This is a genomic window from Gymnodinialimonas ceratoperidinii (genome assembly GCF_019297855.1).
Taxonomy (GTDB): domain Bacteria; phylum Pseudomonadota; class Alphaproteobacteria; order Rhodobacterales; family Rhodobacteraceae; genus Gymnodinialimonas; species Gymnodinialimonas ceratoperidinii.
In genome coordinates this window covers 1,852,576-1,878,188 of record NZ_CP079194.1, presented here as the reverse complement: position 1 = coordinate 1,878,188, position 25,613 = coordinate 1,852,576, and the positions used below count along the sequence as shown (strand labels likewise).

Genomic DNA, 25,613 nt, shown 5'->3' with positions numbered 1-25,613 from the left:
CTTTTTCTCCCGGCCATCTAGACAGTCCGAACCGATTGGCGCAAGGATTTTGCATAGGTTTGCAAAAATAGAGGAGAGAGTGATGCGAGACCTGCTGCAAGACAAGGCCCGGGTATGGGAGCATCTGACCCGTCTCGCGCAGGGCGGAGATGTGGCCCGGGCCTACGCGCCCGACGCCATGGCAGAGATCGCCTTTCCCTATGACACCGCCACGGGCGCGCAGATCGCGGGCTTTTACGCTGACCTGACCCGCGCCCTGCCCGACGCCGAGTGGCGCCCCGAGATTTTCATCGCTGGCGACAACCACCCTGACACGCGGACGACGGACAGACGATTCTCACCTCTCGTGGGCTCTTTCGGGCATTGGCAGGGGACGTTCACTGAACCGCTTCTCGGCATTCAACCCACGGGCGGCGTTGTGCATTTGCGGATGTGCGAGGTGCATCACCTCGACAGCGCGGGCAAAATTAGTCGCGCGTGGATCCTGCCCGACTTCCTCGACCTGATGGATCAGGCCGGTCAATTTCCGCTCCCGCCGATGAACGGTGCGCGGGGCATGTGGCCCGGCCCCCGCGGCGGGGGCGGCGTGCGGATGGGAAGCGTCGATGAAATAGGCGGCGCGGCCTCGATGGCGCAGGTGCTCGACATGCACAACGCGCTCAACACCCATGTGGGGCCGGACGTCAGCGGGTTGACCATGGCCCATTGGGACCCCAACTTCATGTATTATGCCGCGGCGGGCATCGGCATCTGCCGTGGCGTCGAAGGTTTCCGACGCAATCATCAGATCCCGTTCCGCGAAGCGGTGCCGGACCGTCACTCCCGCGGCCATTTCGTGCGCATCGCCGACGGACCCTTCGCGCTGACCGGCGGGCGGCTCTACGCCACTCACACCGGCCCCTATCTCGGGATGCCCGCGACCGGCAGGCAGGTTCATATCGACGTGATGGACTTCTACCATTTCGACGCGGACGGTCTGATTTGCGAAAACTGGTTGCCCTTCGATGTTCTAAGAACGGCCAACCAGATGGGGGTCAACTTGCTGCCGCAAGATGGTGGGTGAGGTCTGGCCCTTTCGCGGCGTTTGAGGCAGGTTGCGCGCAACAAACTCAAGCCTCGGAAAACCCATGGACCTTCGCCAGATCACTAAGACCTATTCCGTCACCCCCCAGATCGCGCCCGAGGATGTCGCGACGCTGGCCCAGATGGGAGTGAAGACGCTGATCTGCAATCGCCCTGACATGGAGAACCCGCCTGCCCTGCAGGCGGCCGCCATCCAGGCCGAAGCCGAGGCCCATGGCATCGATTTCGTCTTCAACCCGTTTCAGGGCCACACGATGACTCAGGATCACGTGGACGAGCAGCACGACGCGGTTGCCGATGCAGAAGGCCCCGTCGTGGCCTATTGTGCCTCGGGCAATCGGTCGACGGTGGTCTGGGCCTTCGGCGCTGCGGGCCACGTGCCGGTCGATGATATCATCGCCCGTGCCACCTCGTTCGGCTATCCGTTCGAGCAGCTGCGCCCTGCTTTGGAAGCCGCTGCGGCGCGTAACAAGGGGTGAGCAAGCTCTCCGACACGTCACAGGGCATCATCCTGATGCTCGCTGCGATCTTCCTGTTCTCGGCCATGGATGCGACCGCGAAAGTCCTGATGGCGCGTTTCGACGTGCTGGAAGTCGTCTGGGCGCGCTATGCGGGGCAGATGTTCGTCGTGGCGCTGATCCTGCTGCCGCGCCTGCCGTCGCTGATCCGGACGCACCATCTGGGCCTGCAACTCCTGCGCTCCGCGTTTCTGTTCGGCGCGACATGGTGCTTTTTCACCTCCCTGTCCTTCATGGAAATCGCCTCGGCCACGGCGGTGATGAACATTCATCCGGTTTTGCTGACCCTCGGCGCGGCGCTTCTGCTGCGCGAGCGGCTTGGACCTCGGCGGATCGTGGGCATTGCATTGGCACTGACCGGCGCGTTGATCATCATCCGTCCGGGCGGCGATGTGATGTCATGGTCGTCCCTGCTGCCCCTCGGCGCGGGCATCTGCTATGCCTCCTACGCGCTGACCACCCGGTTTCTCGGGCGCGACGAGCCGATCCTGACGTCGTTCCTCTATACCGCATTGATCGGCACCATGGCCGCCACCGCCCTCGTGATCCCGGTGTGGGAGCCTCCTGCCGCATCAGATTGGGGCATCTTCCTGTTTCTCGGCATCGTCGGTGCGGCGGGGCAGTTCCTGCTGATCCAGTCTCTGAGCATTGCCGAGGCCGGCGCCGTGGCGCCCTTCGGCTATGCGGGCGTCGTCTACTCGACCTTCTGGGGCCTCGTCATCTTCGCAGAGGTCCCCGACGCCGCCACGATTGTCGGTGCGCTTGTGATCGTCGGGGCCGGTGTCTATGTCTGGCATCGCGAAAAGCGCGCCGTCGCTGTTGGAGCCTGATCCCATGTCCACCCCCAGGCGCAGATTGTCTGACTGGATCGTCGACCGCCTGTGGCGCGGGCTGATGTGGGGCGCGCTGCGCCTGCCCCACGGCACGCGTGTCGCGGCGATGGGTTGGCTGTTTCGCAATATCGTAGGTCCACTGACCGGCCGCGCGTCGCAAGCCAACGCCAACCTTCAAATGGTCTATCCCGAGATGCCAAAGCCCGAGCGTCGCCGGCTGACCAAGGCGGTCCTTGAAACCGTAGGCCGCGTCGTGATGGAGAACTACGCCACCGCCCATCAGATGAAGCGGGCGTTGCTGTGGCAACCCTCGGGCCCCGGTTGGCGTGCCTGCGAGGAGGCGCGGGCCGAGGGCCGTCCGATCCTGTTTGTCTCAGGCCACTACGGGAACTATCAGGCAGGACGGGCGGCCTTGAACGTGCGGGGCTACCGCATGGGCGGGCTCTACCGTCCGCTCAACAACGATTACTTGAACGCCCATTACATCGCGACGATCGAGGATGTCGGCGGCGGTGCCTTTACCCGAGACCGACGCGGGCTCGCCGGGTTTGTGAAGCACATCCGCTCGGGCGCGCAGGGGGCGATCCTGATCGATCAATACCTCTACGACGGAGAAATCCTCGACTTCATGGGTCACCCCGCGCCGACCTCGACCGCCGCGGCGGAGATGGCCTTGAAGTATGACGCGCTCCTGGTGCCCATCTACTCGACACGGCTGGACAATGGGCTCGATTTCTCCATCGAATTGGAAGAACCCATCCCCCATTCAGAGCCGATCGCGATGACGCAAGCGTTGAACGACAGCCTCTCGGCGCGGGTTCACGCGGCGCCGGAGCAATGGTTCTGGGTGCATAATCGATGGAAGCCAGAACGCGCCGAGAAGGCACGCCGCCGCGCCGCGCGTCAGTCGAGCCGGTAGGCGCCGAGAATCTGCCCGTACCCGTCGGCCTGGACGATCACGACATGGGGCATGTCCTCTTGCGGCACGACCTGCGCCTCGAAGGAGGTCGCGCCGGACCAATTCGCCACCACCTGCCAGGATCGCACGACATTGTGGTAGGTCGTGGTCAGCCCCGCGTTCTCGCCGCGGGTGATCTCGACCTGTTCGTGGGGCGAATAGGTCACCACCTGCACCACCATCGCGGGCGCTTGGCCCTGCCCGATCCATGATGCGCTGACATGCCAGCCTTCGGCGTTGTCCTCGATCTCGAAGCTCACCGGGTTGGGCGCGCTGCGCCGCGCGGCAATCGCCTCGGCCGCCTCCATCACGCGGTTGCCGACGACATGATCGATTCCGTCGATGACCATCTGCGGCGTGTAGACCACCGTTGATCCTGCAGCGTAGCTGTAGGCGTGCTGGCGCTGCGTGAAGGCCGGCTGAGCGAAGGTATCGGCCCACCCGATGTAGTCCCAGTAGTCGACGTGCAGCGCCAGGGCGATGATGTCGTCACGCTCCGCCAATTCGGCGAGAAACGAGTCTGCGGGCGGGCAGGATGAACAGCCCTGAGACGTGAACAATTCCACGACCACCGTCTCCTCGGCCAAGGCAGCCGTTGAGGACGCAGCGAGCGTTGCCGCGCAAAGTAGTCCGAAGCGATGGGTCATCTGGCGTTCATCCGTCCTGAAGCGTGTATCCTGATAGCTATGGCATGAAGGGGCCGAAGGCCAATCAAGCGTTCGCGAGAGGTTGTGACAGACCTTTGAGGAGCCGATGCAAGCGGACAGGCGGCAACCGCCGCCACATGGCGCGCTGCATCATCGGGAATTGCAATCATCCCGGCAGTTTGACCCTGCGTCTGGTCAGACGCAAGCCGGGTAGACGCCGCAAGCGCGCCCGTGCTACCGAAACCGCCATGTCACAGCCACCGCCCCCTTCCGCCGCACTCGCGTGGTTCCAGTATTGGCTGAAGGATCACGGGGCCCTGCGCGCGCTCTGGCGCAACTTTCACAAACTCGATGACGACGTCTGGCGCCACAACCACCCAAGCCCGAAACGCCTGGCACGCCTGAAGGAAAAGGGCGCGGTCTCGGTGCTGAGCCTGCGGGGCTCCTCCTCGGACCATAGCCAGCGTGAGGCAGCCATCTGTGCCGAGCTTGGCCTGAACTTTCGCGGATTGAGTCTGCGCGCGGTGCGCCTGCCGCAACGCAAGGCGCTGCTGGAATTGATCGCAGCCCTGCGTGACATGCCCAAACCTTTGGTTATTCACTGTAAATCAGGCGCGGACCGTACCGGCCTTGCCTCGGTGATCTACCTTCACGTCTTCAAGAACGTGCCGCTGGCCGAAGCACGGGAACAATTGGGGATGCGGTTCATCCACAACCCCTATGGACGTGCGCGGATCGTGAATGTCCTGTTGGACGCCTATGCTGCCGCCCATGAGACGACCGGCATCGGGTTCGAGGAATGGGTCCGGACCGTTTACGACCCTGATGCGCTGACCACCTAAACCCAAACGCAAACGGGGCCCCCGAAGGAGCCCCGCTGCAATGCTTTCGCGCAGTGGCTTACTCCGCCGCGATCGGATCGCGCGCGAGGTTGCGCAGCACGTAGTGCAGCACGCCGCCGTTCTCGATGTACTCGATCTCGACACCGGTATCGATCCGGCACTTCAGCGTGATCTCCTTGGTGCTGCCGTCACCCATGGTGATGGTCGCGGGGACTTCCGCCAGCGGCGTCACCGTGTCGAGCCCATGGATCGACACCGTCTCGTCGCCTTTGAGGCCGAGTGTCTTGCGGGTATCGCCGCCGGTGAACTCGAAGGGGATCACGCCCATGCCGACGAGGTTGGAGCGGTGGATACGCTCGAAGCTCTCGGCGATCACGGCCTTGACGCCCAGAAGGTTCGTGCCTTTGGCCGCCCAGTCACGGGAGGAACCCGCGCCGTACTGTTCACCGCCGAAGATCACCAGCGGGGTGCCCTGCTCCTGATAAGCCATGGCCGCGTCGAAGATAGAGGTCTGCTGACCGTCCGGCCCGAGGGTATAGCCCCCTTCGACGCCGTCCAGCATCTCGTTCTTGATACGGATGTTGGCGAAGGTGCCGCGCATCATGACTTCGTGGTTACCACGACGGGAGCCGTACGAGTTGAACTCCCGCACCGGCACCTGACGCTCCACGAGGTACTGACCGGCGGGGTGGCTTTCCTTGAAGGAGCCGGCCGGGCTGATGTGGTCGGTCGTGATCATGTCACCCAGAAGCGCCAGCACTTTCGCGCCTTCGATGTTCTCGATCTTCTTGGTGTCCATGGTCATGCCCTGGAAGTAGGGCGGGTTCTGGATGTAGGTGGACTGCGGTGGCCAGTCGTAAGTTTCGGCGTTGGTGGTCTCCACCGCCTGCCACTTTTCGTCGCCCTTGAAGACGTCCGCGTATTTGTCCTGGAAGGCTTCGCGGGTAACGGTCTTCTCGACCAGATCCGCGATCTCCTTGGAGGTCGGCCAGATGTCCTTGAGGTAGACGTCGTTCCCGTCCTTGTCCTGACCAAGCGGGCTGTTGGCGAGGTCATGGTTCATGTCACCCACCAGCGCATAGGCCACCACGAGCGGCGGCGAGGCGAGGTAGTTGGCGCGCACATCGGGGCTGATCCGGCCCTCGAAGTTGCGGTTGCCCGACAGGATCGAGGTGCCGATCAGGTCATAGTCGTTGATCGCCTTGCTGATCGGCGCTTCCAGCGGACCGGAGTTGCCGATGCAGGTCGTGCAGCCGTAGCCCACGAGGTTGAAGCCGATGGCGTCGAGGTCTTCCTGCAGGCCGGCGGCCTCGAGGTAGTGCGACACCACCTGAGAGCCCGGTGCCAGCGAGGTTTTCACCCATGGCTTGCGGTTCAGGCCCAACTCGCGCGCCTTGCGCGCCACGAGGCCCGCGCCGATCATCACGTAGGGGTTCGACGTGTTGGTGCAGGACGTGATCGAGGCGATCACGATGGAGCCGTCATGCAGCTGGTAGTGGCCGTCGTCGGTCTGCACGTAGCCGCGGTTGTGGTGCCCCTCGTCGCCGGGGATATCCTGCGGCTCGGGCTGGCCGCCCTCACCTTCCCAACGGATCTCGGCATTGGCGGAGGCGTCCTTGCCTTCGCGCACACCCTTCACGTATTTCGCGAACTCCGTATGCGCGGAGGTCAGCGGGATGTGGTCCTGCGGACGCTTGGGACCGGAGATCGCCGGCACGACGGTGCCCATGTCGAGGCTCAGCGTCGAGGAATAGACCGGCGCGTAATCGGCGCCGCGCCAGAAGCCGTTTTCCTTGGCGTAGGCTTCGACCAGCGCGATGCGATCCTTGTCGCGGCCGGTGTTTTCCAAGTAGCGGATCGTCTCGGCGTCGATCGGGAAGAAGCCGCAGGTGGCGCCATATTCAGGCGCCATGTTGGCGATCGTCGCGCGGTCAGCCAGCGGCAGGTTGTCGAGGCCTGCGCCATAGAATTCCACGAATTTGCCGACAACGCCGTGCTCGCGCAGCATTTCCACGACGCGCAGGACGAGATCGGTACCGGTGGTGCCTTCCATCATCTCGCCGGTCAGCTCGAAGCCCACGACCTCGGGAATCAGCATGGAGATCGGCTGGCCAAGCATCGCCGCCTCGGCCTCGATGCCGCCCACGCCCCAACCAAGGACGGCCGCGCCGTTAACCATGGTGGTGTGGCTGTCGGTGCCCACGAGGGTGTCGGGGTAGGCCACTTCCTCGCCGTTCTGGTCCGTGTCGGTCCAGACCGTCTGCGCCAGGTATTCGAGGTTGACCTGGTGGCAGATGCCGGTGCCGGGCGGCACGACGCGGAAGTTGTTGAAGGCCGACTGGCCCCACTTGAGGAAGGTGTAACGCTCGATGTTGCGCTCGTATTCGCGGTCGACGTTCATCTGGAACGCGCGCGGGTTGCCGAACTCGTCGATCATGACCGAGTGGTCGATGACCAGATCAACGGGGTTGAGCGGGTTGATCTTCTGCGGATCACCGCCAAGGGCCTTGATGCCGTCACGCATGGCGGCGAGGTCGACCACGGCGGGCACGCCGGTGAAGTCCTGCATCAGCACGCGCGCCGGACGGTATGCGATTTCGCGGGGGTTCTTGCCGCCCTTGTCAGCCCATTCGCTGAACGCCTTGATATCGTCGACAGAGACAGTCTTGTCGTCCTCGAAGCGCAGCATGTTTTCCAGCACCACCTTCAGGGCGGCAGGCAACTTGGAGAAATCGCCGAGACCCGCGGCCTCTGCGGCGGCGATCGAGTAGTAAGCGACCGACTGGTCACCCACGGTCAACGTCTTGCGGGTTTTGGATTTATCGTGGCCAACGGTGATGGGCATAAAGCGGCTCCTGTCCGGTGAGTGCTGCGAATGTCGATATCTGTGGGTGCATGTGCCACCTCTTTCCCTCGCAAACAAGCGGTCAAAAGGTCCCTGCGACAAATTTGGTATGCAATTGCATACAGTCAAGGGGCGGAGAGGTCCACCGCGAAAACTCGGCGACACTGACGTAGCGGGAGGCTGACCTGCACCGCTTGCGCCGCGTGACGCGCCCTCTTCCCCTCTTCCCCGCCCGTGCCAAACCCGTTACCGAATGGTCATGGTTCTGTCTGTCTCCGATCTCGCCTGCGCCCGTGGGCCCGCGCAAGTCCTTGCAGGCGTGACCTTTTCCCTTGATCGAGGCGAGGCATTGATCTTGCGCGGCCCCAATGGCGCCGGCAAAACCACGCTGCTGCGCACCCTCGCAGGCCTGACGCCCCCGATCCGGGGCCGCCTGTCTCACGCCGAGGATGCCATCGCCTACGCCGCCCATGCCGACGGGCTGAAGGCGCAGCTCACCGTCACGGAGAACCTGCGTTTCTGGGCCGATATCTTCGGACAGCACGACATCGAGCCGGCGCTCTTGGCCTTCGCGCTTCACCCGCTGGCAGAACGCACGGCAGGAGAGCTTTCGGCAGGCCAAAAGCGCCGCCTGTCGCTGGCGCGGCTCTTGGTAACAGGACGCCCGATCTGGGCGCTGGACGAGCCGACGGTCTCTCTCGACACGGAGAATACCGCGCGGTTTGCGGCCGTGGTGGAGACCCATCTGGCACGTGGCGGCTCCGCCATCATTGCCACGCATATCGACCTCGGGCTACCGTCTGCGCGGACCCTCGACATCACGCCCTATGTCGCCAAGGGCATTCCCGCCGCCGACACGCTCGCCGACGATCCGTTTCTGGGGGCGGCTCTATGATCGGCCTGCTGAAACGAGACCTGACGCTCGCCTTCCGCGCCGGCGGCGGCTTCGGCCTGAGCCTTGCCTTCTTCCTCGTGTTCACCTCCCTCGTGCCGCTCGGGATCGGGCCCGAGACCGGACGGTTGGCCGAGATCGCCGGAGGCGTGCTCTGGCTCGGGGCGCTTCTGGCCTGCCTGCTGTCTCTCGACCGCATCTTCCAGCTGGATTGGGAGGACGGAACGCTGGACCTGATTGCCACCTCGCCACTACCGCTGGAGGCCGCCGCCGCGCTGAAAGCCCTGGCGCACTGGCTCACCACCGGGCTGCCGCTGGTCGCCGCGGCTCCCATCCTTGGCCTTTTGCTGAACTTGCCGGCAGCCGCCTACCCGTGGCTGATCGCGTCTCTCGCCGTGGGCACGCCGGCGCTTTCGGCCATCGGCACCTTCGGCGCTGCGATCACCGTCGGGATCAAGCGCGGCGGGCTGCTGCTGTCGCTGCTGGTGCTGCCGCTCTACGTGCCGACGCTGATCTTCGGCGCATTGTCCGTGTCGCGTGGCGCGGCGGGGCTCGATGCCCTCACGCCCCTGCTCCTGACCGCCGGTATCACCCTGGGCTCGAGCGCCATTTTGCCCTTCGCCGCCGCCAGCGCCCTCCGCGTCAATCTGCGCTAGCTTTGCGTCCGAACGCCCCATTGTGACGGGCAGATCACCCGCCTATGTTCCGGCCCATGTCCTCCTTCTGGGAATACGCGAACCCGCGACGGTTCATGGCAACCTCCGGCGCTGTTCTGCCGTGGGTGACAGCCTTGGCCGCGCTGTTCCTGATCGGCGGTCTGATCTGGGGTTTCTTCTTTACTCCCAATGACTTCCGTCAGGGATCGACGGTCAAGATCATCTACATCCACGTGCCTGCGGCGATCATGGCGACCTCGGCCTGGTTCATGATGCTGGCGGCCTCGCTGATCTGGCTGATCCGCCGCCATCATGTGAGCGCGCTGGCGGCCAAGGCGGCGGCCCCGGTGGGCATGGTGTTCACCTTGATCGGGCTCTTCACCGGTGCGGTCTGGGGGCAGCCGATGTGGGGGTCGTGGTGGGAATGGGACCCACGGCTGACCGCCTTCCTGATCCTGTTCCTCTTCTACCTCGGCTACATGGCCCTGTGGGAGGCGATCGAGAACCCCGATGCGGCCGCCGATCTGACGTCGGTCCTCTGCCTCGTGGGCACCGTCTTCGCGGTGATCTCGCGCTACGCGATCCTGTTCTGGAACCAGAGCCTGCATCAGGGTGCCTCGCTCAGCATGGACGCGGAGGAGAACGTGGCCGACGTCTTCGCCTATCCGCTGTGGACCTGCATTGGCGGGTTCTTTTTCCTGTTCGTAACGCTCGTCCTTTACCGGACCCGGACCGAGATCCGGGCGCGGCGCCTCAACGCGCTGATCGTGCAGGAGCGGATGGCCTGATGGTGGATCTTGGACAATACACGGCGGTGGTCCTGTCCGCCTATGCGGGCACGATCGTCTGCCTTCTGGCATTGATCTTCGCCTCCGTCGCCCGGTCTCGCCGTGTCGCGCGGCGTTTGACCGAGGTTGAGGCGCGGCGCGGCAAAGGTGCCGGCAAATCTCCTGCGGAAGGATCTCTGACGTGAAGCTCAATTGGCTCATGATCTTGCCGCTGGCACTAACCGCGACGTTCTTCGGGCTTGCCGGCTGGAAGCTGACGAACAACCAGAATGCTCAGAGCACGGGCGTGGATACGCAAGCGCTTCCGTCCGCGCAGCAAGGACGTGCCGCGCCGCCGCTGGATCTGCAGGTTCTGCCGGGCTCCGACCTCCTGACGCGCGACGCCCTTGAGGGAGAGGGCCTCGTGATCCTCAATTTCTTCGCCTCATGGTGCCCGCCCTGCCGCGCGGAGCATCCGACCCTGACGGCGCTGGCCGAGGCAGGCGTGCCGCTTTACGGGGTCAACTACCGCGACCGAGAGGCACAGGCCCTGTCGTTCCTTGAGGAACTGGGTAACCCCTATGACCTGATCGGCACGGACCCGGCGGCGCGTAACGGGCGTGACTGGGGCGTGGTGGCGATGCCCGAGACCTTCTTCATCAACGAGGAGGGAGTCATCGTCCTGCATTTCCGAGGGCCCATCGTGCGCCGTTCCCTCGACGCGCAGGTTCGCCCCGCCCTGCAGGAGGCGGGCTACAGCTTGCCGGATCTCGAGCCGTTGGAAACAGCCGAAACCAATTGAGCGCCATGGTAAGGCCCACCGCCCGCGCAGGCGATGCCCTTTCCTCTCAATAGATGTAACGAATCTGATCGGACCAGAACCTTTCGATCCGTTTCAGGGAGTGGTTCAGGCGATCGACACCGTCCGCACTGAGCACGCCCTGCTTTTCCAGCCCCTCAGAATGCCGCTCGAACAGGCCGTCCACGGTATTGCGGACATGGCGGCCTTTCTCGGTCAGGCGCACGCGAACCGAGCGTCGGTCGATCTCGCATTTCTGGTGGTGCATGTAGCCCATGTCGACCAGCTTCTTCAGGTTGTAGCTGACATTGGAGCCTTGGTAATAGCCGCGCGACTTCAGCTCACCCGCAGTCACCTCGTTGTCGCCGATATTGAACAGAAGCAGCGCTTGGACGGCGTTGATGTCGAGCACGCCGAGACGTTCGAATTCGTCCTTGATCACGTCGAGGAGCAGACGATGCAGGCGCTCCACCATCGCGAGAGATTCCAGATAGCCCGCCAGAAACCCGGCTTGGGCTGGTGAGGCAAGGGGCGCATGCATACTCATTATTTGGCTCCGCGATCACTGCTGTCGCTGTAGATTCGGAGAAAAACACCAACATTCCGTTAAGACAGAAATCTGGCCCAGCTTTCAGCCACTTACGCGGCTCAAGCGCCCCGCCCGACAGTCGGCCGCATGTCGGCGCCGATCCGCTCCACCATCGGCGCGAGCTCAGCCGGCGCGTCGGATTGGCCGGATATCCACTGGTAGAGGTCATGATCGGACTCGGCCATCACGGCCTCGAACGCGTCCAGAGTGGCATCGTCGGCCGCCTCAAGGTTGCGATCGGCCCAACCGCCAAGAATCAGGTCCATCTCCTTGATCCCGCGATGCCACGCCCGAAGGCGCAGCCGCTTCACCCGGATTTCGCGTGTCTCGCTCATTGGTTGCCCAAGGCCGCGCGCAGACGTTTCTCGATGCGCCCCATCCGCTCTGCCAGAGACACCTGTTCCTGCCGCATCTGTCTGAGATCAATCAGGATCTTTTCGATGTCGGCATCGACCGGTTGGGTCAACTCGGGGCTGTCGAGCCCCTCGCCCTGACCGGCCAGCAGCCACATCATCGACACGCCCAGAATACCCGCCAGCGTGCCAAGTTTGTTGGCCCGCGGCTCGGATTGGTCCTGTTCCCACGCGCGGATCGTCTTGACCTTCACCCCCAGTCGTTTCGCCAGTTCCGGTTGCGTCAGACCGGCCGCTTCCCGTGCGCCCGTGACCCGGTCGCCGAAGGTCGTCGTTTCCGCGTCGAACCAGGTGGCTCCGTCGTGTGACTGGTCGTCCATGGGAATGTCTCTCCTAGAGGTTGATCGCACCGATAGGCCGCTCTATGCACCTATCCATACGCAATATAGCCCGACCTTCCCGGGCTCCATCCCCAAAGGACGCGACACGATGCCCTTCCTTTCCGACACGCTCGCCCGGGTGAAACCCTCTCCCACGATTGCCGTCTCCAACCTCGCCGCCGAACTGAAGGCACAGGGCAAGGATGTGATCGGTCTGGGCGCGGGTGAGCCTGACTTCGACACGCCCCAGAACATCAAGGACGCGGCCAAGGTAGCGATCGATGCGGGCAAGACGAAGTACACGGCGGTTGATGGCATTAAGGAGCTGAAAGAGGCGATCGTCGCCAAGCTCAAGCGCGATAACGACCTCGATTACACCACCGCGCAGGTCACGGTCGGCACCGGCGGCAAGCAGATCCTGTACAACGCGCTGATGGCGACGCTGAACGCAGGCGACGAGGTCATCATCCCCGCGCCTTACTGGGTCTCCTACCCCGACATGGTGCTGCTGGCGGGCGGTGAGCCCGTCTTCGTCGAGGGCCCCTCGCAGACCGGCTACAAGATCACGGCCGAGCAGTTGGAAGCCGCGATCACGCCGAAGACCAAGTGGTTCATCTTCAACTCGCCCTCCAACCCCACCGGGGCGGGCTACACGGCCGAGGAATTGAAGGCGCTGACCGATGTGCTGCTCAAGCATCCCCATGTCTGGGTGATGACCGACGACATGTACGAGCACCTCGTCTACGACGATTTCGAATTCGCCACCCCCGCGCAGGTGGAGCCTCAGCTCATCGACCGCACGCTGACCTGCAACGGCGTGTCCAAGGCCTATGCCATGACCGGCTGGCGCATCGGCTACGCGGCAGGCCCGGAAGAGCTGATCAAGGCGATGCGCAAGGTGCAGTCGCAATCCACGTCGAACCCCTGCTCCATCAGCCAATGGGCGGCGGTCGAGGCGCTGAACGGCCCGCAGGATTTCCTCGCCCCCAACAACGAGACTTTCGCGCGCCGTCGGGATCTGGTGGTCAAGATGCTGAACGAGGCGGAAGGCATCGACTGCCCGACGCCCGAGGGCGCTTTCTATGTCTACCCCTCGATCAACGGCTGCATCGGCAAGACCTCTGCCGCGGGCACCAAGATCGACACCGACGAGGCGTTCGCCAAGGCACTGCTGGAAGAGACCGGCGTGGCCGTGGTATTCGGCGGGGCCTTCGGCCTCTCGCCCGCCTTCCGCGTCAGCTATGCCACCTCGGACGAGAACCTGACCGAGGCCTGCTCGCGCATCCAGAGCTTCTGCGCCGCGCTCACGTAAGCTGATCGCGCCGCGAATGTTCCACTTGCGAGGGCGTCCCAATGGGGCGCCCTTCCGCGTTTGAATGGACCGATTTCCTCAATCCGTCCGGGCGTTTAACCGGCTGTCGCTTGTCACCCGCCCCGGCGGGCGCTACGCCGTTGCCATGCAGCGCGCGAGATTATCCGACCATTTGATCCTGATCCTCGGATGCCTGCTGCTTCTGGGGCCGCCGGCGCTTTTGTTGGTCCGTGGCTTCTCGATTTCCGCGCTCGCGGACCTGATGACACCTTCATCCCCGCGCCCCGATCTGATGCAGATGCTCGGCACCTCGCTGATCATCGCCACGGGAGTCGCGCTGTTGAAAACCGTCACTTCCCTGCTGGCCGCCTTCGCACTGGTCTTCTTCCGTGTGCCCGGTGCGCGGGTGATCTTTCCGCTGCTCCTGCTGCCGTTGTTCCTGCCGATCGAGTCCCGGATCATGCCCACGGTGCTTGTCACCGACGCCCTGGGCCTGCTCAACACCTATACCGGGCTGATCCTGCCGATCACGGCCACGGGCCTCGGCACCCTGATCCTGCGACAGCAGTTGATGCAGCTTCCGCCGGAGGTGATCGAAGCCGCACAACTCGATGGGGCGGGGCCGCTGCGGGTCTTTTTCGACATCATCGTCCCGCTGAGCCTGCCGATCGTCGCGGCCTTGCTGGCGTTCTTCTTCGTGCTCGGCTGGAACCAGTATCTCTGGCCACTGATTGCCACCCCGTCCGCGCCGGACCGTGCCACATTGGTGAGCGGGATCGCCCTTCTGCGGATCGGCTCACCGGCGTCGATCACCCTTGCGGCCATAGCCTTGGTGCCGCCCCTCATCGTCTTCGTGATCGCGCAACGCTGGATTGCCAAGGGACTGGCGCCGATCCGGGCCTGACGGGGACACGCGAGGCGCGGTTTCCCCTTAACCGGGCGGCAGAGCGCGCCTTAGGGTGCCGGTGAACGGGAGCATTGCCATGACCACAGCCAGCACATTCTGGGACAAGGCCGCCACAAAATACGCGGCGAGCAAGATGTCAGATCCCGAGGGCTATCGCGCCACGCTGGAGCGCACCCGCGCGCATCTCCAACCGCAGGATCATGTCCTGGAAATCGGCTGCGGCACCGCCTCCACCGCGATCGAACTTGCCCCCTCGGTCGCACATTTCACGGCGACGGATATCTCCTCTGCCATGATCGATATCGGACGCGAGAAAACCCGCGCGGCGGGTGTCGAGAACATCTCTCTCTTCGTGCGGGAAGCCTCTGACGTGCCGGAGGGGCCGTTCGATGCCATCCTCGCCTTCAACCTGTTGCATCTGTTGCCAAATCAGGCAGAGACCTTGGCGCGTGTTCACGCCAGCCTGAAGCCGGACGGGCTCTTCATCTCCAAAACGATCTGCCTTGCGGAGAAGTGGTATTTCAGACCGCTGATCGGCGTCATGGCGCTCTTCGGGAAAGCGCCATTCGTCACCCACCAAAGGGTTGATGAGCTGCGCGCCGCGATCCTCGCGGCCGGGTTCGAGCCGGTTGAAGAACTCATTCAATCCGGCGCCGCCCCGCGCCTTTACTTGGTTGCCCGGCGCGTTTAGCCCTGCGCCTTGACGCCTCGGCCGATTGCCGGGACAGTCGCTGCAGCAGATTTCCCGGTACAGGGCTCCGATGACCGACCTTCCCGAGTATTATTTTCGCATCCGTGAGAACGGTGCCGCCGTGTTCCGCGTTTCGACGGAGAACCGTCAGCGCCGGATCGAGATGGACGAAATCGCCGTCGTCAACATCCGCAACGGCAACGTCAAACCCCATGGCGAGCATGTGCTCACCGACGAGGAAAACGCCGTCATCGCCGAGTGGATCGACGAGCGTCGCGCGGTTCTGAAAGACCGCGATATCGACGATATCCACCGCGCGATCGATTACCTCAACCTCACCACCCACTGGGCCAACAGCCGCGCCGATGACGAGGATCTGGAAGACGTGACCGACCGGCTATTGCTGGCCATGCACGATCTGCGCAGCGTGCTGGTGCGCAAGAAGGCGGACCGGATCATGGCCGCGCAGGAAGCCGAGAAGGGCTGAGGCGGCAGCGCTGCCACCGCTCCCGCCCGGCGTCCCGGTCTACTGGGCCGTCAGCACATAGCCCGCTTCGCCTGCCACAGGCTGGATCAGCTCGAAGCAATTGCCCGGACCGTCAGTCGCCATCCAGACATGGCCGAGGTCGGTGTCGAAGGAAATCTGCTCCCCCGCATTCATCCCGCCCATTTCGACCGGATTGCCATTGCCGTCGATCCACAGGAGCGCGCGGTATGCGCCGCTCTGGTTGTGGAAAGTAATCACCGTCGACTGGTTGGTATTCTGCGAGGCAACCCGCCCGAAGTTGTCGCAGGAGAGGTAGGCCGATTGCGTCACGCTCGGCGCGGTGGGGCGGGAGCCGCTTTCAGGCGTCAGGTCGCCGATCCCGTCGCAATCGGCCAGAAACGGCCCGATCGTGTCGGGGCCATTGCCGGTGATCGTATAGCCGCCGCTGGAGCCGACCCGCTCGAAGCTCACCGTCTCGCTGCCCGCGATAACCAACCACGCCGGGTCCGAGGCGCGAAGCGTCAGATCAACGCCGGAAATGCCGACCTCCGCCATGGTCCCAACGACACTGCCCTCAACCTGCGCCTCGCGCCCGTCGGCGCTGCGGATCAGCATCGTCGCGGCGTCCCCGTCGGACATGCCGCTGATGTCGGCCGAGACGGAAAGGGAAATCAGAGGACCCTGCGCGCCGATGAAACATTGGCCGGCGATGATCACGTCATCGGTTTCGGGCACCGCATACATGAGGCTGACATTGGTCTCGAAAACGTTGTCGCTCACCTCGGTGTAACGCGCCCAATCATGGCCGCTGATCGCGGGTCCGACATCGGGCGTCAGACCGCCCTGTTGCGCGGAAACCGCAAGGGGCAGGTTGAGGGCCGCAAGGGCGGCGGCAGCAAGAAAATGGCGCATGGAAAGGCTCCGCAAAAAAGGGGTGGCGAACAATGCAGCAAGCGTGGGCGAGAGCGCATTGCATTGCAAGCGGCGGATATCCCGCAGGCTTTGATGCCCCTCAATCCCGTTCGAAAAGCGTTTCCAGCAGCATGTCCTTGCGCGGCCCCGTCACGCGCCAGCGGGTTGTGAAGCGATCGGGGCCATCGAAGGCGTAGCGCACCCGGTAGGTATCGGGCGGGCAGTCGTGGAGCGCCTCCTGACCCGGCGCGGGGACCCGGTGAAAGGGCCGGCCATCGTCGAAGAAGACGTCAATCTCAGCGCCCTGCCCCTGCCCCTGCCAGAGATAGCGACGCGAGGCCTGCATCGGCGGCGCGCTCCCGTAGCGAAGGGTGCCGTCCTCCACCTGCAACAGCCCGTCTCCCTGCGGCGTCCAGACGGCGCTGCCGGTAAACCGCCCCACGAGATCGGCGCGATAATCGGTGATCTCTCGAGTCAAAACCCAGCGCCCCGCAAACCAGTCGAGCGCGATCATCCTGCCACCGTTCCTGCTGCCAATCGCCCCACCGGGTTGCTCCCTTCGCGCCGTGGCCGTATCAGCCTGCGTAACGTCAGACAGCCGAAAACCACCCTGAAAGGCAAGCCCATGATCCCCCGCTATTCCCGCCCCGAAATGGTCGCCATCTGGGAGCCCGCCACGAAGTTCCGCATCTGGTACGAGATCGAGGCCCACGCCTGCGATGCTCAGGCCGATTTGGGGGTGATCCCGCGCGAGAATGCCGAGGCAGTCTGGAAGGCGCGCGACGTGGAATTCGACGTCGCCCGCATCGACGAGATCGAGGCCGTCACCAAGCATGACGTCATCGCCTTCCTCACGCACCTGGCCGAGCACGTGGGCAGCGAGGAGGCGCGTTTCGTGCACCAGGGGATGACCTCCTCGGACGTGCTCGACACCTGCTTCAACGTCCAACTCGTGCGCGCCGCAGACATCCTGCTCGACGACATGGACAAGCTGCTGGCCGCGTTGAAGAAACGCGCCATGGAGCACAAGATGACCGTGCGCGTCGGCCGCTCCCACGGGATCCACGCCGAGCCCACCACCATGGGCCTGACCTTCGCGCGCTTCTACGCCGAGATGGACCGCAACCGCGCCCGTCTCGTGCAGGCGCGCGAGGAGATCGCCACCGGCGCGATTTCCGGCGCCGTGGGCACCTTCGCCAATATCGACCCGGCGGTGGAGGAACATGTCTGCGCGAAGCTTGGCCTCTCGCCCGAGCCGATCTCCACCCAGGTGATCCCGCGCGACCGCCACGCGATGTTCTTCGCGACCCTGGGCGTCATCGCCTCGTCGATCGAGAACGTCGCGACCGAAATTCGCCACATGCAGCGCACGGAAGTGCTTGAAGGGGCGGAGTTTTTCTCGATCGGGCAGAAGGGTTCCTCTGCCATGCCGCACAAGAAGAACCCGGTGCTGACCGAGAACCTCACCGGCCTCGCGCGGCTGGTGCGCATGGCGGTCGTGCCGGCGATGGAGAACGTGGCGCTCTGGCACGAGCGCGACATCTCCCACTCTTCCGTCGAGCGCGCCATCGGGCCGGATACGACAGTGACGCTGGATTTCGCGCTCGCCCGTCTGACCGGTGTCATCGACAAGATGCTGATCTTCCCCGACAACATGCTGGACAACATGAACAAGTACCCCGGTCTGGTCATGTCGCAGCGCGTGCTTCTGGCGCTGACGCAAGCAGGCGTCTCGCGCGAGGATGCTTATGCCATGGTGCAGCGTAACGCTCTGAAAGTTTGGGAAGAACGCACCGATTTCCGCGAAGAACTGCTGGCCGATGAAGCGGTTGTCGAGGCGCTTGGCGTGGACGGCATCGAAGAGAAATTCGACCTCGGCTACCACACCAAACACGTCGACACGATTTTCGCACGCGTCTTCGGAGAATAACGCCGCATCGCCCCGGATCGCCCCCGCCAATAACGGAACCTTAAGGCTTTTGCCCTAGGGATCATCTGCGGGGACGAGAAAGGGCCGACATGGCGATGCTGCGCGACGTTCAGGGCAATGGTCCCTCGGTGACGCTGAATGCCGGCGCTCAGCGTGCCGGCGTGCAGGGTGCGGCTGGCATGATAGATGTCACGCCGCGGCGCATGGGTCAGCAGCAGAAGGCGGCGGTCATCGTGCGGCTTCTGCTAGGGCAAGGCGTCTCGCCCGGCGTGCAACGGCTTGCGCCGCACCACCAGACCCGGTTGGCGCATATCATCTCGGAACTTGGCAATATCGACCGCAAGACGCTCGCAGCCGTGGTCCGCGAATTCACCGACCAGATCGACAACCTGGCACTGAGCTTCCCCGACGGGTTGAGCGAGACCTTGGAACTGCTGGAGCCGCATCTTGGCGAAGATGCGCTGAATGCCCTGCGCCTGGCCGCCGCGAGCAGCGAAGGCAATGATCCCTGGGCGCGGGTCTCCAAACAGACGGTCGAACGGCTCGCCCCCCTGATGGAAAGCGAAAGCGCCGAGGTTTGCGCGGTGCTCCTCTCGAAACTGACGGTCGCCAAGGCAGCAGCGCTTCTGGGCGAGGTGCCCGAAGACCGGGCACAGATCCTCGCCCACACGGTCGCCCTGACCGAGACGATCTCACCCGATCTCGTGGACCGGATCGGCGTTCATATTGCACAGATCCTCGATGCGGTGCCGCCGCAGGCCTTCACGAAAACGGCGGCGGAGCGCGTCGGCGCGATCCTGAATTCCACGCCGCAATCCTCTCGCGACAAGATGCTGGAAGGCCTCAACACACGCGATGCGCCCTTCGCCAAGGAGGTGCGCAAGTCGATCTTTTCGTTCAACCACATCCCCGAGCGGGTCGATCCGCCCGACGTCCCGATCATCGTGCGCAAGGCCGATGCGCAGACGATCATCGTGGCCTTCGCAGCCGGCCTCACCGCCGCGCCGCTCTCGGTCGAATTCCTGCTGGAGAACATGTCAAAACGCCTTGCAGAGCAGATGCGGGATGAGGCGGAAGGCCTTGGCACGCCAAAGCCGGAGGAGGGCGAAGCCGCCATGTCCGATCTCGTCGCGACCATCCGCGAACTCGCCGATCAGGGGGAGATCACACTCCTGCCACCCCCAGAATAATCCAACGCGCCCTCGCCGGGACCCGGGGGGCGACCTATATTCCGGATATGGTTCTGGAATTCACCGAGAAGGGCATCTATTGCCCCGCCGCCGATGCCTATATCGACCCGTGGCAGCCCGTGCCGCGTGCGCTGATCACCCATGGCCATTCGGATCACGCCCGCTACGGCCATGGCTCCTATCTGGCGACGGAGGCCTCCGCCCCGATCATGCGCCACCGTTTGGGGGACATCAAACTCCAGTCGACCCCCTACGGCGAAACCCACACGATTGGCGACGCCCGTATCAGCTTTCACCCTGCCGGCCACGTACCGGGTTCAGCGCAGATCCGGGTCGAGGTCGGAGGAGAGGTCTGGGTCGCCTCCGGTGATTACAAGACCGTCGACGACGGCCTGTCGGAGCCCTTCGAGCCGGTGCGCTGCGACGCCTTCATCACGGAATCCACCTTCGGCCTGCCCATTTATGAATGGCCCTCGCAGGACTCCCTCGCCCGTGACCTGAACACATGGTGGGCGACCTGCGTGGCAGAGGGCAAGCGCGCCGTTCTGGGCGTTTATGCCCTCGGCAAAGCGCAGAGGATCATGCGCCTGCTGGACCCGTCGATCGGTCCGATCCTGACCCACGGCGCGGTGGAGGCGTCCAACCGGATCCTGCGCGCCCAAGGCATCAGCCTGCCCGACACGATCCAAGTCGCGGAAGGCGTCGATGCCAAGAGCCACCCCAATGCCATCGTCCTCGCGCCGCCGTCAGCATTCGGCACCCCATGGATCAAGCGCTTCGGCGCGGTCTCGACGGCGTTCGCCTCCGGCTGGATGCGCCTGAGGGGCGTGCGGCGCAGGCGGGCGATGGACCGGGGCTTCGTCGTCAGCGATCACGCGGACTGGAATGGGCTCAACGAGGCAGTGGCCGCGACCGGGGCGGAGCGTGTCTTTGTCACGCACGGCTACACGGCCCAATTCTCTCGGTGGCTGTCCGAACAAGGCTATGACGCGGGCGTTGTGGAGACGGAGTTTGGCGGTGAAGATGGCGATGACGCGCAAGTCATCGAAGAGGGCACGGCATGAAAGAGTTGACCACGACAGACCGCATCTGGCGCGGCGTGGCACGCTATGTGGATCGTCCGACGCTGCGTCTGGTCCGATCGCAACGGCTCCTCCGCCTCCTCTTCTCGATCAGTGCGCCTCTGGGCTGCGCGATGCCCGCCGACGCCGAGGTCAGCCAGAAATCCAATGGCGACATCCACATAACGCCTGCCGGGTTCGCGCCTGACGCGCCCATCCTGATGTACCTGCACGGTGGTGGCTTCACCATCGGCAGCCCCCGCACCCATGCGGCGCTTGGCGCGCATCTGGCGGCGGCGTCCGGCCTGCGGGCGGTCCTCCCGAAGTACCGACTGGCGCCCGAGCATCCCTTCCCCGCCGCCAAGGACGACGCCATCGCAGCCTTCGACGCGCTGGTCTCTGCCGGGACCCCGCCGGCCGCGATCTGCGGTGACAGCGCTGGCGGCTGCCTCGCGTTGCAAGTCGCCTGTCACGCCCGTGACAGCGGCGCACCGATGCCACACGCGCTCGGGCTGCTCGCCCCGATCGCCGACCTCTCCGGCGAGGTCGAGGCACGCTTTGCCGACGCCGAGGACGAGATCCTCATCCCGCCGTCCTGGCCTGAGCGGATCAAGGATGCGTATCTGCCCGGGTTCGCGCGCGACACCGCCGAGGTCTCACCGCTCTTCGCGGACCTCTCCGGACTGCCGCCGACGCTGATCCAAGCCGCGCGCGGAGAGGCGCTGGCGCAAGATGCGCGGCGGCTGGAGGCAGCCATGGACGATGTCACACTGGACCTCTGGCCGGGCCTTCCCCACGTTTGGCAACTCCATGCGGGACGCACACCCACGGCGAATGCAGCACTGGCCGAGATGGGCGCGTTCATCGCGTCGAAACAGCCGTGAAGGCCTTCGCCGCCCTGTTCACGACGCTGGATCAGACCACCAAGACCGGTCTGAAAACAGCCGCCTTGGCCGAGTATTTCCGCACCGCGCCCGAGAATGACCGTCTTTGGACGATCGCTCTCCTCTCGGGGCGACGACCGCGCCGGGCGGTCAACAGCACGAAGCTGCGCGAGTGGGCGGCAGAGCGCGCGGGCATTCCACTCTGGCTGTTCGAAGCTTGCTACCCCGTTGTCGGTGACCTCTCGGAAACCATCGCACTGGTCCTGCCGGCCCCGGAGAAGCAATCCGACAAGAGCCTCAGCGAATGGATCGCCATGCTGCGCGGGCTCGAGGCCGTTGATGAGGACGCGCGCAAGGCCGCGATCCTTGCCGCATGGGACGCGCTCCCGCCGATAGAACGGTTTGTTTTCAACAAGTTGATTACTGGCGGCTGGCGTATGGGGGTCAGCCAGAAACTGATGACACGCGCCTTGGCGCAGGCGACGGACATTGAAGAGGCCGAGCTGACCCACCGCCTGATGGGGGAATGGACGCCCGACAGCGTCACCTGGCAGAGCCTCATCGAGGCTCCTGATCCGACCGCGGGCCTCAGCCGCCCCTACCCCTTCTACCTCGCCTATCAGTTGGACGGAGAGCCGGAGGATCAGGGGCCGGTCAAGGACTGGCTTGCCGAGCGGAAATGGGATGGGATCCGCGGCCAGCTGATCCTGCGCGGCGGCGAGCGGTATCTTTGGTCGCGCGGAGAAGAGCTCATGACAGAGCGGTTCCCCGAGTTCGCCGCGCTGCTGGATTATCTGCCCGACGGCACGGTCATCGACGGCGAGGTTTTGGCCTACGACAAGGAGCAGGAAGCGCCCCTCTCGTTCAACGCATTGCAGCCGCGCATTGGCCGAAAGACGGTCCCGAAGAAGCTTCTGGCGGAAGCGCCCTGCATCCTCATGGCCTATGATCTGTTGGAGTGGCAAGGCGAAGACATGCGCCAGCATCCGCTGTCCGAGCGTCGTGCGATTCTGGAGAGCGCGATCAGCGGCTTGCCGAAAGAAGCGCCGATCCGGATTTCACAGAAGGTCGATGCCGAGACCTGGGACGATCTGCGGGAGGCTCGGGCCATCAGCCGCGATCTCGGCGCCGAAGGCCTGATGCTGAAGCGCCTTTCCGCTCCATATCTGGCGGGTCGAAAGAAGGGGGACTGGTGGAAATGGAAAGTCGATCCCTTAACCATCGACGCCGTGATGATCTACGCTCAGGCCGGCTCCGGACGGCGCGCCACGCTCTATACGGATTTCACCTTCGCCGTCTGGGACGGGCCCGACCTCGTGCCGTTCACCAAGGCTTACTCCGGCCTGACGGACAAGGAATTCGCCTCGATCACCGCTTGGGTGCGGAAGAACACGCTCGAGCGCTATGGCCCGGTTCGACAGGTCAAACCCCACCATGTGTTCGAGATCGCCTTCGAGGGCATTCAGGCCTCTGCGCGGCACAAGTCAGGCGTCGCCCTGCGCTTCCCGCGCATGCTGCGCTGGCGCAAGGACAAGCCAATGGAGGAAGCCAACACGTTGGATGACCTCAAGCAGATGCTGGAACAATACGGTTGATCTCGCCGTTAAGGCATAACTTTAATAATGCAATGCAAATACCTGATCTAGTTGTTAAAAATGAAGCTTCGAGGCCAAGACGGATAGTCTGAAGTTGCCACACCATTGCGCATCGTACCGGCATAGGCGGCTTGCGGGCCGAGCACTCGGACCGTGACGGTGCCGCCTCTTGAGGGTGTCACCAGCCCCCGATGTGTGGCCGCCCCGCAGATCGAGCTGTCTGACGTGTAGACGTCAGTCCCCCAGACCGTTCCGCCCGCATTGTTGTTGGTGGGACACTCGAAGGCGAAAACCTGTCCGACTGCGCCGCCTACGCCGAGCGAGTCTGCCGAGTCGCCCCAAGTGATGCGACGAATTCCGCCTGTCAGGGGACGGGCACCGGTGATCTGGAAGCTGGAATCCCACGAGCCATAGTCGGAAGTGGTCACCCCGTTCTGACTGGAGCCGCTATAGAAACTCATCCCCGGCACCTGTTGGAAGCCCACGACACCGCCGCGATCGTGGGCGATCCAGCCGAAGTGGACGGCAGCGGTGCAAATCGAGCTGTCGGAGGTATAGGTTCCCGTTCCCCAGACCGTATGGAATGAACCATTCGGCGCGCATTCGACTTGTCCCGCGGCGCCCGGGTTATTCACACCGAGCGTGATCAGATTAGCGCTCCAGTCAGCCAAGGCCGGACTGGCGAGACAGAAAATTGCAGCCGTAGCCGCTTTGAAAACCTTGAGAAACATCAGCGATCCTTCCGGTAAATGGACTGTAAGCAATCATCTCCGGGTCGTGAATGCAGCCTTGGCGGCACACGGGCTCCATCCCGGCACACCGCAAAAGCGTTGACCCTAGGGAAGCATGCCCGAGCCCTTGTCGCGCTCGCAACGAAATTCTTGAATCGCCGAACCGAGGAAGCGCTCAGGCCACGTCGCTGACTGTCACCGGGCGCTTGCCCGCAGCCCAAGCGGCAGCCGCCTCACCAAAGGCTTCGAAAAGCGGGCGCGACACCGGATCGTGGGCGGCGCGATATTCCGGATGCCATTGAACGGACAAGGTAAACCCGGGCGCGTCGGCAATGTAGATCGCCTCGGGCGTACCGTCAGGCGCATGGCCGTCGATCACCACACGGGGGCCGGGTTTCTTGATCCCCTGGCCGTGCAGCGTGTTGGTCATCACTTCGGTCGCGCCCATCAATTTGTGGAACGGGCCGCCCTCGGTGAAGGTCACGACGTGGCGCAACTCGAACTTCTCTTCAAGCGTCCCATCGGGTGGCATCCGGTGGTTCATCCGCCCCGGCAGATCGCGGATCTCGGGGTAGAGGGAGCCTCCCATCGCGACGTTGACCTCCTGAAATCCGCGGCACAGCCCAAGGATCGGCAGACCGCGCGCGACGCAGGCGCGGATCAGCGGCAGGGTCAGCGCGTCGCGGTGACGGTCCATGGTGCCGTGGGCGTCGGTGTAATCCTCGCCATATTCCTCGGGATGCACATTGGGACGCCCGCCGGTGAAGACGAAACCGGCGCAGGTCTCCAGCAAGCTCTCCATATCCACGAAGGATGGATTTGGCGGCACGATCATCGGCAGACCGCGCGACACCTCGGCCACGGCCTCGGAGTTCATCGTGCCCCCGGCGTGGGTCTCGTATGACTCGTTGATGAGGTGGTGGTTGCCGATAATGCCGATCAGGGGGCGGGTCATACTGCGTCCATCATTGTGATCATGGCCGTTTTGTAGCGGGCGGAGGGTCAAAGGAAAAGGCGCTTGCTCGCGCAGAGCCGTTGCACGACCGCACAACTGGCACGGGTTCACGCAGGCGTCATTTCACGGAACGCCCGCGCGCGCTATGCTTTAGCCTCTACCAGAGGTCACAAATGCCACTTCCGTCCCTTCGCCTGCCGTCACGGCGCACTCGGCTCAAGATCCTTCATTGGAGCATTGTGCCGTTCTTCATCTGGTTCGTCTTTGCCGATCCGGAAGTGCTACGCCGGATGGGTCCGGGATGGTTTCAACTGCATTCCATCAACGGGCTGATCTTCGTGACCCTCGCCCTGATCTGGACGATCTGGCATCTGCGCAAAGGTCTGGCCTCCCGCCCCGGCCCGAAACTTCCCCCAAAGGCACGGGCCATCCATCCAATTTTGCACAAGAGCTTGATCTGGGGGCTGTTTTTCGTGGCGCTGACCGGGTTCGGCCTTGGTCTGACTTCTGCTGTGTTGATGCGTGCCGGTGGGATCTTGCCGATCGCACCGCCTCTGGACATGCCACAGGCCCACGCCGTGGTTTCTTGGATCCACGTCTATCAATTCTACGCGCTGGCGGCGATCGCGGTCGCCCATGGGGCCTTTCACACGTGGCGTCACCTGCGCCTGCGTGACAACGCGCTCCGCATCATGGCGCCGAAGTTTCTGCACCGCTTTCTCTGACCCTCGGGCCGTCCCCGTAGCCCTTCTCCTGCCAAGTTGCGGTTTTCCCTGCTTGATCCCGGCATCGTCTC

29 protein-coding genes are annotated in these 25,613 nt (G+C 64.0%); 20 read left to right on the top strand and 9 right to left on the bottom strand.

Going from position 1 to position 25,613, the window contains the following annotated elements; genetic code table 11:
- The first annotated feature begins 82 nt into the window (after positions 1–82).
- From KYE46_RS09175 to KYE46_RS09160, 4 genes are all read left to right on the top strand, one after another.
- On the top strand, positions 83–1,063 hold the full coding sequence (locus tag KYE46_RS09175; protein WP_219000326.1) for an ester cyclase: 981 nt from the start codon (positions 83–85) through the stop codon (positions 1,061–1,063).
- A 64-nt stretch (positions 1,064–1,127) separates the two neighbouring features.
- Positions 1,128–1,562, top strand: coding sequence for a protein tyrosine phosphatase family protein (locus KYE46_RS09170; RefSeq protein ID WP_219000325.1), 435 nt, complete (start codon positions 1,128–1,130; stop codon positions 1,560–1,562).
- Positions 1,559–2,431, top strand: coding sequence for a DMT family transporter (locus KYE46_RS09165; protein ID WP_219000324.1), 873 nt, complete (start codon positions 1,559–1,561; stop codon positions 2,429–2,431). The genes KYE46_RS09170 and KYE46_RS09165 overlap by 4 nt, the downstream gene beginning before the upstream one ends.
- Positions 2,432–2,435: 4 nt before the next feature.
- A complete protein-coding gene (locus KYE46_RS09160) occupies positions 2,436–3,353 on the top strand; it encodes a lysophospholipid acyltransferase family protein (protein WP_219000323.1) in 918 nt (305 codons plus the stop codon).
- Here KYE46_RS09160 and KYE46_RS09155 read toward each other — a convergent pair.
- Entirely contained in the window at positions 3,338–4,039 is a 702-nt protein-coding gene (locus KYE46_RS09155) for a DUF1223 domain-containing protein (RefSeq protein ID WP_219000322.1), read from the bottom strand. The two genes, KYE46_RS09160 and KYE46_RS09155, sit on opposite strands and share 16 nt — an antisense overlap.
- 248 nt (positions 4,040–4,287) lie before the next feature.
- On the opposite strand from KYE46_RS09155, the gene KYE46_RS09150 reads away from it, so the two are divergent.
- Entirely contained in the window at positions 4,288–4,881 is a 594-nt protein-coding gene (locus KYE46_RS09150; protein ID WP_219000321.1) for a phosphatase domain-containing putative toxin, read from the top strand.
- A 58-nt stretch (positions 4,882–4,939) separates the two neighbouring features.
- On the opposite strand, the gene acnA is transcribed toward KYE46_RS09150, so the two are convergent.
- Positions 4,940–7,726 (bottom strand): aconitate hydratase AcnA, encoded by a 2,787-nt coding sequence (acnA, locus tag KYE46_RS09145; protein WP_219000320.1) that lies wholly within the window; start codon positions 7,724–7,726, stop codon positions 4,940–4,942.
- A gap of 259 nt (positions 7,727–7,985) precedes the next feature.
- Between acnA and ccmA the strand changes: the two genes are divergently transcribed.
- The 5 genes from ccmA to KYE46_RS09120 are packed head-to-tail and all read left to right on the top strand — an operon-like array spanning position 7,986 to position 10,843.
- Complete coding sequence (gene ccmA / locus KYE46_RS09140) at positions 7,986–8,621, top strand: heme ABC exporter ATP-binding protein CcmA (RefSeq protein ID WP_219000319.1); 636 nt, start codon at positions 7,986–7,988, stop codon at positions 8,619–8,621.
- Positions 8,618–9,274, top strand: coding sequence for a heme exporter protein CcmB (gene ccmB, locus KYE46_RS09135; protein ID WP_219000318.1), 657 nt, complete (start codon positions 8,618–8,620; stop codon positions 9,272–9,274). Before ccmA ends, ccmB begins: the two co-directional genes overlap by 4 nt.
- Before the next feature lie 44 nt (positions 9,275–9,318).
- Entirely contained in the window at positions 9,319–10,062 is a 744-nt protein-coding gene (locus KYE46_RS09130) for a heme ABC transporter permease (protein ID WP_219000317.1), read from the top strand.
- Positions 10,062–10,247: a heme exporter protein CcmD gene (gene ccmD, locus KYE46_RS09125; RefSeq protein WP_247716812.1), complete on the top strand. Its 186-nt coding sequence runs from the start codon at positions 10,062–10,064 to the stop codon at positions 10,245–10,247. The genes KYE46_RS09130 and ccmD overlap by 1 nt, the downstream gene beginning before the upstream one ends.
- Complete coding sequence (locus KYE46_RS09120) at positions 10,244–10,843, top strand: DsbE family thiol:disulfide interchange protein (RefSeq protein WP_247716811.1); 600 nt, start codon at positions 10,244–10,246, stop codon at positions 10,841–10,843. Before ccmD ends, KYE46_RS09120 begins: the two co-directional genes overlap by 4 nt.
- Before the next feature lie 46 nt (positions 10,844–10,889).
- Here the strand turns inward: KYE46_RS09120 and KYE46_RS09115 are convergent, their stop codons facing one another.
- From KYE46_RS09115 to KYE46_RS09105, 3 genes are all read right to left on the bottom strand, one after another.
- Entirely contained in the window at positions 10,890–11,387 is a 498-nt protein-coding gene (locus tag KYE46_RS09115) for a MarR family winged helix-turn-helix transcriptional regulator (protein ID WP_219000316.1), read from the bottom strand.
- A gap of 101 nt (positions 11,388–11,488) precedes the next feature.
- A complete protein-coding gene (locus KYE46_RS09110) occupies positions 11,489–11,764 on the bottom strand; it encodes a succinate dehydrogenase assembly factor 2 (protein ID WP_219000315.1) in 276 nt (91 codons plus the stop codon).
- Positions 11,761–12,162, bottom strand: a complete 402-nt coding sequence (locus KYE46_RS09105; protein ID WP_219000314.1) for a helix-turn-helix domain-containing protein — start codon at positions 12,160–12,162, stop codon at positions 11,761–11,763. The genes KYE46_RS09110 and KYE46_RS09105 overlap by 4 nt, the downstream gene beginning before the upstream one ends.
- 109 nt (positions 12,163–12,271) lie before the next feature.
- Here KYE46_RS09105 and KYE46_RS09100 point away from each other — a divergent pair, with 109 nt between their 5' ends.
- The 4 genes from KYE46_RS09100 to KYE46_RS09085 all read left to right on the top strand — a co-directional run bounded on the left by KYE46_RS09100 (position 12,272) and on the right by KYE46_RS09085 (position 15,559).
- Positions 12,272–13,474, top strand: a complete 1,203-nt coding sequence (locus KYE46_RS09100; protein ID WP_219000313.1) for a pyridoxal phosphate-dependent aminotransferase — start codon at positions 12,272–12,274, stop codon at positions 13,472–13,474.
- 64 nt (positions 13,475–13,538) lie between these two features.
- A complete protein-coding gene (locus tag KYE46_RS09095) occupies positions 13,539–14,378 on the top strand; it encodes a carbohydrate ABC transporter permease (protein WP_247716810.1) in 840 nt (279 codons plus the stop codon).
- 79 nt (positions 14,379–14,457) lie between these two features.
- A complete protein-coding gene (locus KYE46_RS09090; protein ID WP_219000312.1) occupies positions 14,458–15,072 on the top strand; it encodes a class I SAM-dependent methyltransferase in 615 nt (204 codons plus the stop codon).
- Between the two features lie 70 nt (positions 15,073–15,142).
- Positions 15,143–15,559, top strand: coding sequence for a hypothetical protein (locus KYE46_RS09085; RefSeq protein WP_219000311.1), 417 nt, complete (start codon positions 15,143–15,145; stop codon positions 15,557–15,559).
- Between the two features lie 39 nt (positions 15,560–15,598).
- Here KYE46_RS09085 and KYE46_RS09080 read toward each other — a convergent pair whose 3' ends face one another.
- Together KYE46_RS09080 and KYE46_RS09075 are read right to left on the bottom strand one after the other, a co-directional pair.
- Positions 15,599–16,471, bottom strand: a complete 873-nt coding sequence (locus tag KYE46_RS09080; RefSeq protein ID WP_219000310.1) for a hypothetical protein — start codon at positions 16,469–16,471, stop codon at positions 15,599–15,601.
- Positions 16,472–16,571: 100 nt separating this feature from the next.
- Entirely contained in the window at positions 16,572–16,985 is a 414-nt protein-coding gene (locus tag KYE46_RS09075) for a DUF6314 family protein (RefSeq protein ID WP_219000309.1), read from the bottom strand.
- A gap of 111 nt (positions 16,986–17,096) precedes the next feature.
- On the opposite strand from KYE46_RS09075, the gene purB reads away from it, so the two are divergent.
- The 5 genes from purB (at position 17,097) to KYE46_RS09050 (ending at position 23,131) form a co-directional block, all read left to right on the top strand.
- Entirely contained in the window at positions 17,097–18,401 is a 1,305-nt protein-coding gene (gene purB, locus KYE46_RS09070) for an adenylosuccinate lyase (RefSeq protein WP_219000308.1), read from the top strand.
- An 89-nt stretch (positions 18,402–18,490) separates the two neighbouring features.
- A complete protein-coding gene (locus KYE46_RS09065) occupies positions 18,491–19,591 on the top strand; it encodes a FliG C-terminal domain-containing protein (protein WP_219000307.1) in 1,101 nt (366 codons plus the stop codon).
- A gap of 47 nt (positions 19,592–19,638) precedes the next feature.
- Positions 19,639–20,655, top strand: a complete 1,017-nt coding sequence (locus tag KYE46_RS09060) for a ligase-associated DNA damage response exonuclease (RefSeq protein ID WP_219000306.1) — start codon at positions 19,639–19,641, stop codon at positions 20,653–20,655.
- Positions 20,652–21,536: an alpha/beta hydrolase gene (locus KYE46_RS09055; protein ID WP_219000305.1), complete on the top strand. Its 885-nt coding sequence runs from the start codon at positions 20,652–20,654 to the stop codon at positions 21,534–21,536. Before KYE46_RS09060 ends, KYE46_RS09055 begins: the two co-directional genes overlap by 4 nt.
- On the top strand, positions 21,533–23,131 hold the full coding sequence (locus KYE46_RS09050) for an ATP-dependent DNA ligase (protein WP_219000304.1): 1,599 nt from the start codon (positions 21,533–21,535) through the stop codon (positions 23,129–23,131). Before KYE46_RS09055 ends, KYE46_RS09050 begins: the two co-directional genes overlap by 4 nt.
- A 47-nt stretch (positions 23,132–23,178) precedes the next feature.
- On the opposite strand, the gene KYE46_RS09045 is transcribed toward KYE46_RS09050, so the two are convergent.
- On the bottom strand, positions 23,179–23,862 hold the full coding sequence (locus tag KYE46_RS09045) for an LCCL domain-containing protein (protein WP_219000303.1): 684 nt from the start codon (positions 23,860–23,862) through the stop codon (positions 23,179–23,181).
- A gap of 175 nt (positions 23,863–24,037) precedes the next feature.
- Complete coding sequence (locus tag KYE46_RS09040) at positions 24,038–24,817, bottom strand: gamma-glutamyl-gamma-aminobutyrate hydrolase family protein (RefSeq protein WP_219000302.1); 780 nt, start codon at positions 24,815–24,817, stop codon at positions 24,038–24,040.
- 173 nt (positions 24,818–24,990) lie between these two features.
- On the opposite strand from KYE46_RS09040, the gene KYE46_RS09035 reads away from it, so the two are divergent.
- Entirely contained in the window at positions 24,991–25,542 is a 552-nt protein-coding gene (locus tag KYE46_RS09035; protein WP_219000301.1) for a cytochrome b/b6 domain-containing protein, read from the top strand.
- Positions 25,543–25,613: the final 71 nt, after the last annotated feature.

Bases quoted from the DNA above. Each gene is read 5' to 3' on its own strand.
- KYE46_RS09175 (WP_219000326.1), top strand. From the start codon at position 83: ATGCGAGACCTGCTGCAAGACAAGGCCCGGGTATGGGAGCATCTGACC.
- KYE46_RS09170 (WP_219000325.1), top strand. From the start codon at position 1,128: ATGGACCTTCGCCAGATCACTAAGACCTATTCCGTCACCCCCCAGATC.
- KYE46_RS09160 (WP_219000323.1), top strand. From the start codon at position 2,436: ATGTCCACCCCCAGGCGCAGATTGTCTGACTGGATCGTCGACCGCCTG.
- KYE46_RS09155 (WP_219000322.1), bottom strand. From the start codon at position 4,039: ATGACCCATCGCTTCGGACTACTTTGCGCGGCAACGCTCGCTGCGTCC.
- KYE46_RS09150 (WP_219000321.1), top strand. From the start codon at position 4,288: ATGTCACAGCCACCGCCCCCTTCCGCCGCACTCGCGTGGTTCCAGTAT.
- acnA (WP_219000320.1), bottom strand. From the start codon at position 7,726: ATGCCCATCACCGTTGGCCACGATAAATCCAAAACCCGCAAGACGTTG.
- ccmA (WP_219000319.1), top strand. From the start codon at position 7,986: ATGGTTCTGTCTGTCTCCGATCTCGCCTGCGCCCGTGGGCCCGCGCAA.
- ccmB (WP_219000318.1), top strand. From the start codon at position 8,618: ATGATCGGCCTGCTGAAACGAGACCTGACGCTCGCCTTCCGCGCCGGC.
- KYE46_RS09130 (WP_219000317.1), top strand. From the start codon at position 9,319: ATGTTCCGGCCCATGTCCTCCTTCTGGGAATACGCGAACCCGCGACGG.
- ccmD (WP_247716812.1), top strand. From the start codon at position 10,062: ATGGTGGATCTTGGACAATACACGGCGGTGGTCCTGTCCGCCTATGCG.
- KYE46_RS09115 (WP_219000316.1), bottom strand. From the start codon at position 11,387: ATGAGTATGCATGCGCCCCTTGCCTCACCAGCCCAAGCCGGGTTTCTG.
- KYE46_RS09110 (WP_219000315.1), bottom strand. From the start codon at position 11,764: ATGAGCGAGACACGCGAAATCCGGGTGAAGCGGCTGCGCCTTCGGGCG.
- KYE46_RS09105 (WP_219000314.1), bottom strand. From the start codon at position 12,162: ATGGACGACCAGTCACACGACGGAGCCACCTGGTTCGACGCGGAAACG.
- KYE46_RS09100 (WP_219000313.1), top strand. From the start codon at position 12,272: ATGCCCTTCCTTTCCGACACGCTCGCCCGGGTGAAACCCTCTCCCACG.
- KYE46_RS09095 (WP_247716810.1), top strand. From the start codon at position 13,539: ATGGACCGATTTCCTCAATCCGTCCGGGCGTTTAACCGGCTGTCGCTT.
- KYE46_RS09090 (WP_219000312.1), top strand. From the start codon at position 14,458: ATGACCACAGCCAGCACATTCTGGGACAAGGCCGCCACAAAATACGCG.
- KYE46_RS09085 (WP_219000311.1), top strand. From the start codon at position 15,143: ATGACCGACCTTCCCGAGTATTATTTTCGCATCCGTGAGAACGGTGCC.
- KYE46_RS09080 (WP_219000310.1), bottom strand. From the start codon at position 16,471: ATGCGCCATTTTCTTGCTGCCGCCGCCCTTGCGGCCCTCAACCTGCCC.
- KYE46_RS09075 (WP_219000309.1), bottom strand. From the start codon at position 16,985: ATGATCGCGCTCGACTGGTTTGCGGGGCGCTGGGTTTTGACTCGAGAG.
- purB (WP_219000308.1), top strand. From the start codon at position 17,097: ATGATCCCCCGCTATTCCCGCCCCGAAATGGTCGCCATCTGGGAGCCC.
- KYE46_RS09065 (WP_219000307.1), top strand. From the start codon at position 18,491: ATGGCGATGCTGCGCGACGTTCAGGGCAATGGTCCCTCGGTGACGCTG.
- KYE46_RS09060 (WP_219000306.1), top strand. From the start codon at position 19,639: ATGGTTCTGGAATTCACCGAGAAGGGCATCTATTGCCCCGCCGCCGAT.
- KYE46_RS09055 (WP_219000305.1), top strand. From the start codon at position 20,652: ATGAAAGAGTTGACCACGACAGACCGCATCTGGCGCGGCGTGGCACGC.
- KYE46_RS09045 (WP_219000303.1), bottom strand. From the start codon at position 23,862: ATGTTTCTCAAGGTTTTCAAAGCGGCTACGGCTGCAATTTTCTGTCTC.
- KYE46_RS09040 (WP_219000302.1), bottom strand. From the start codon at position 24,817: ATGACCCGCCCCCTGATCGGCATTATCGGCAACCACCACCTCATCAAC.
- KYE46_RS09035 (WP_219000301.1), top strand. From the start codon at position 24,991: ATGCCACTTCCGTCCCTTCGCCTGCCGTCACGGCGCACTCGGCTCAAG.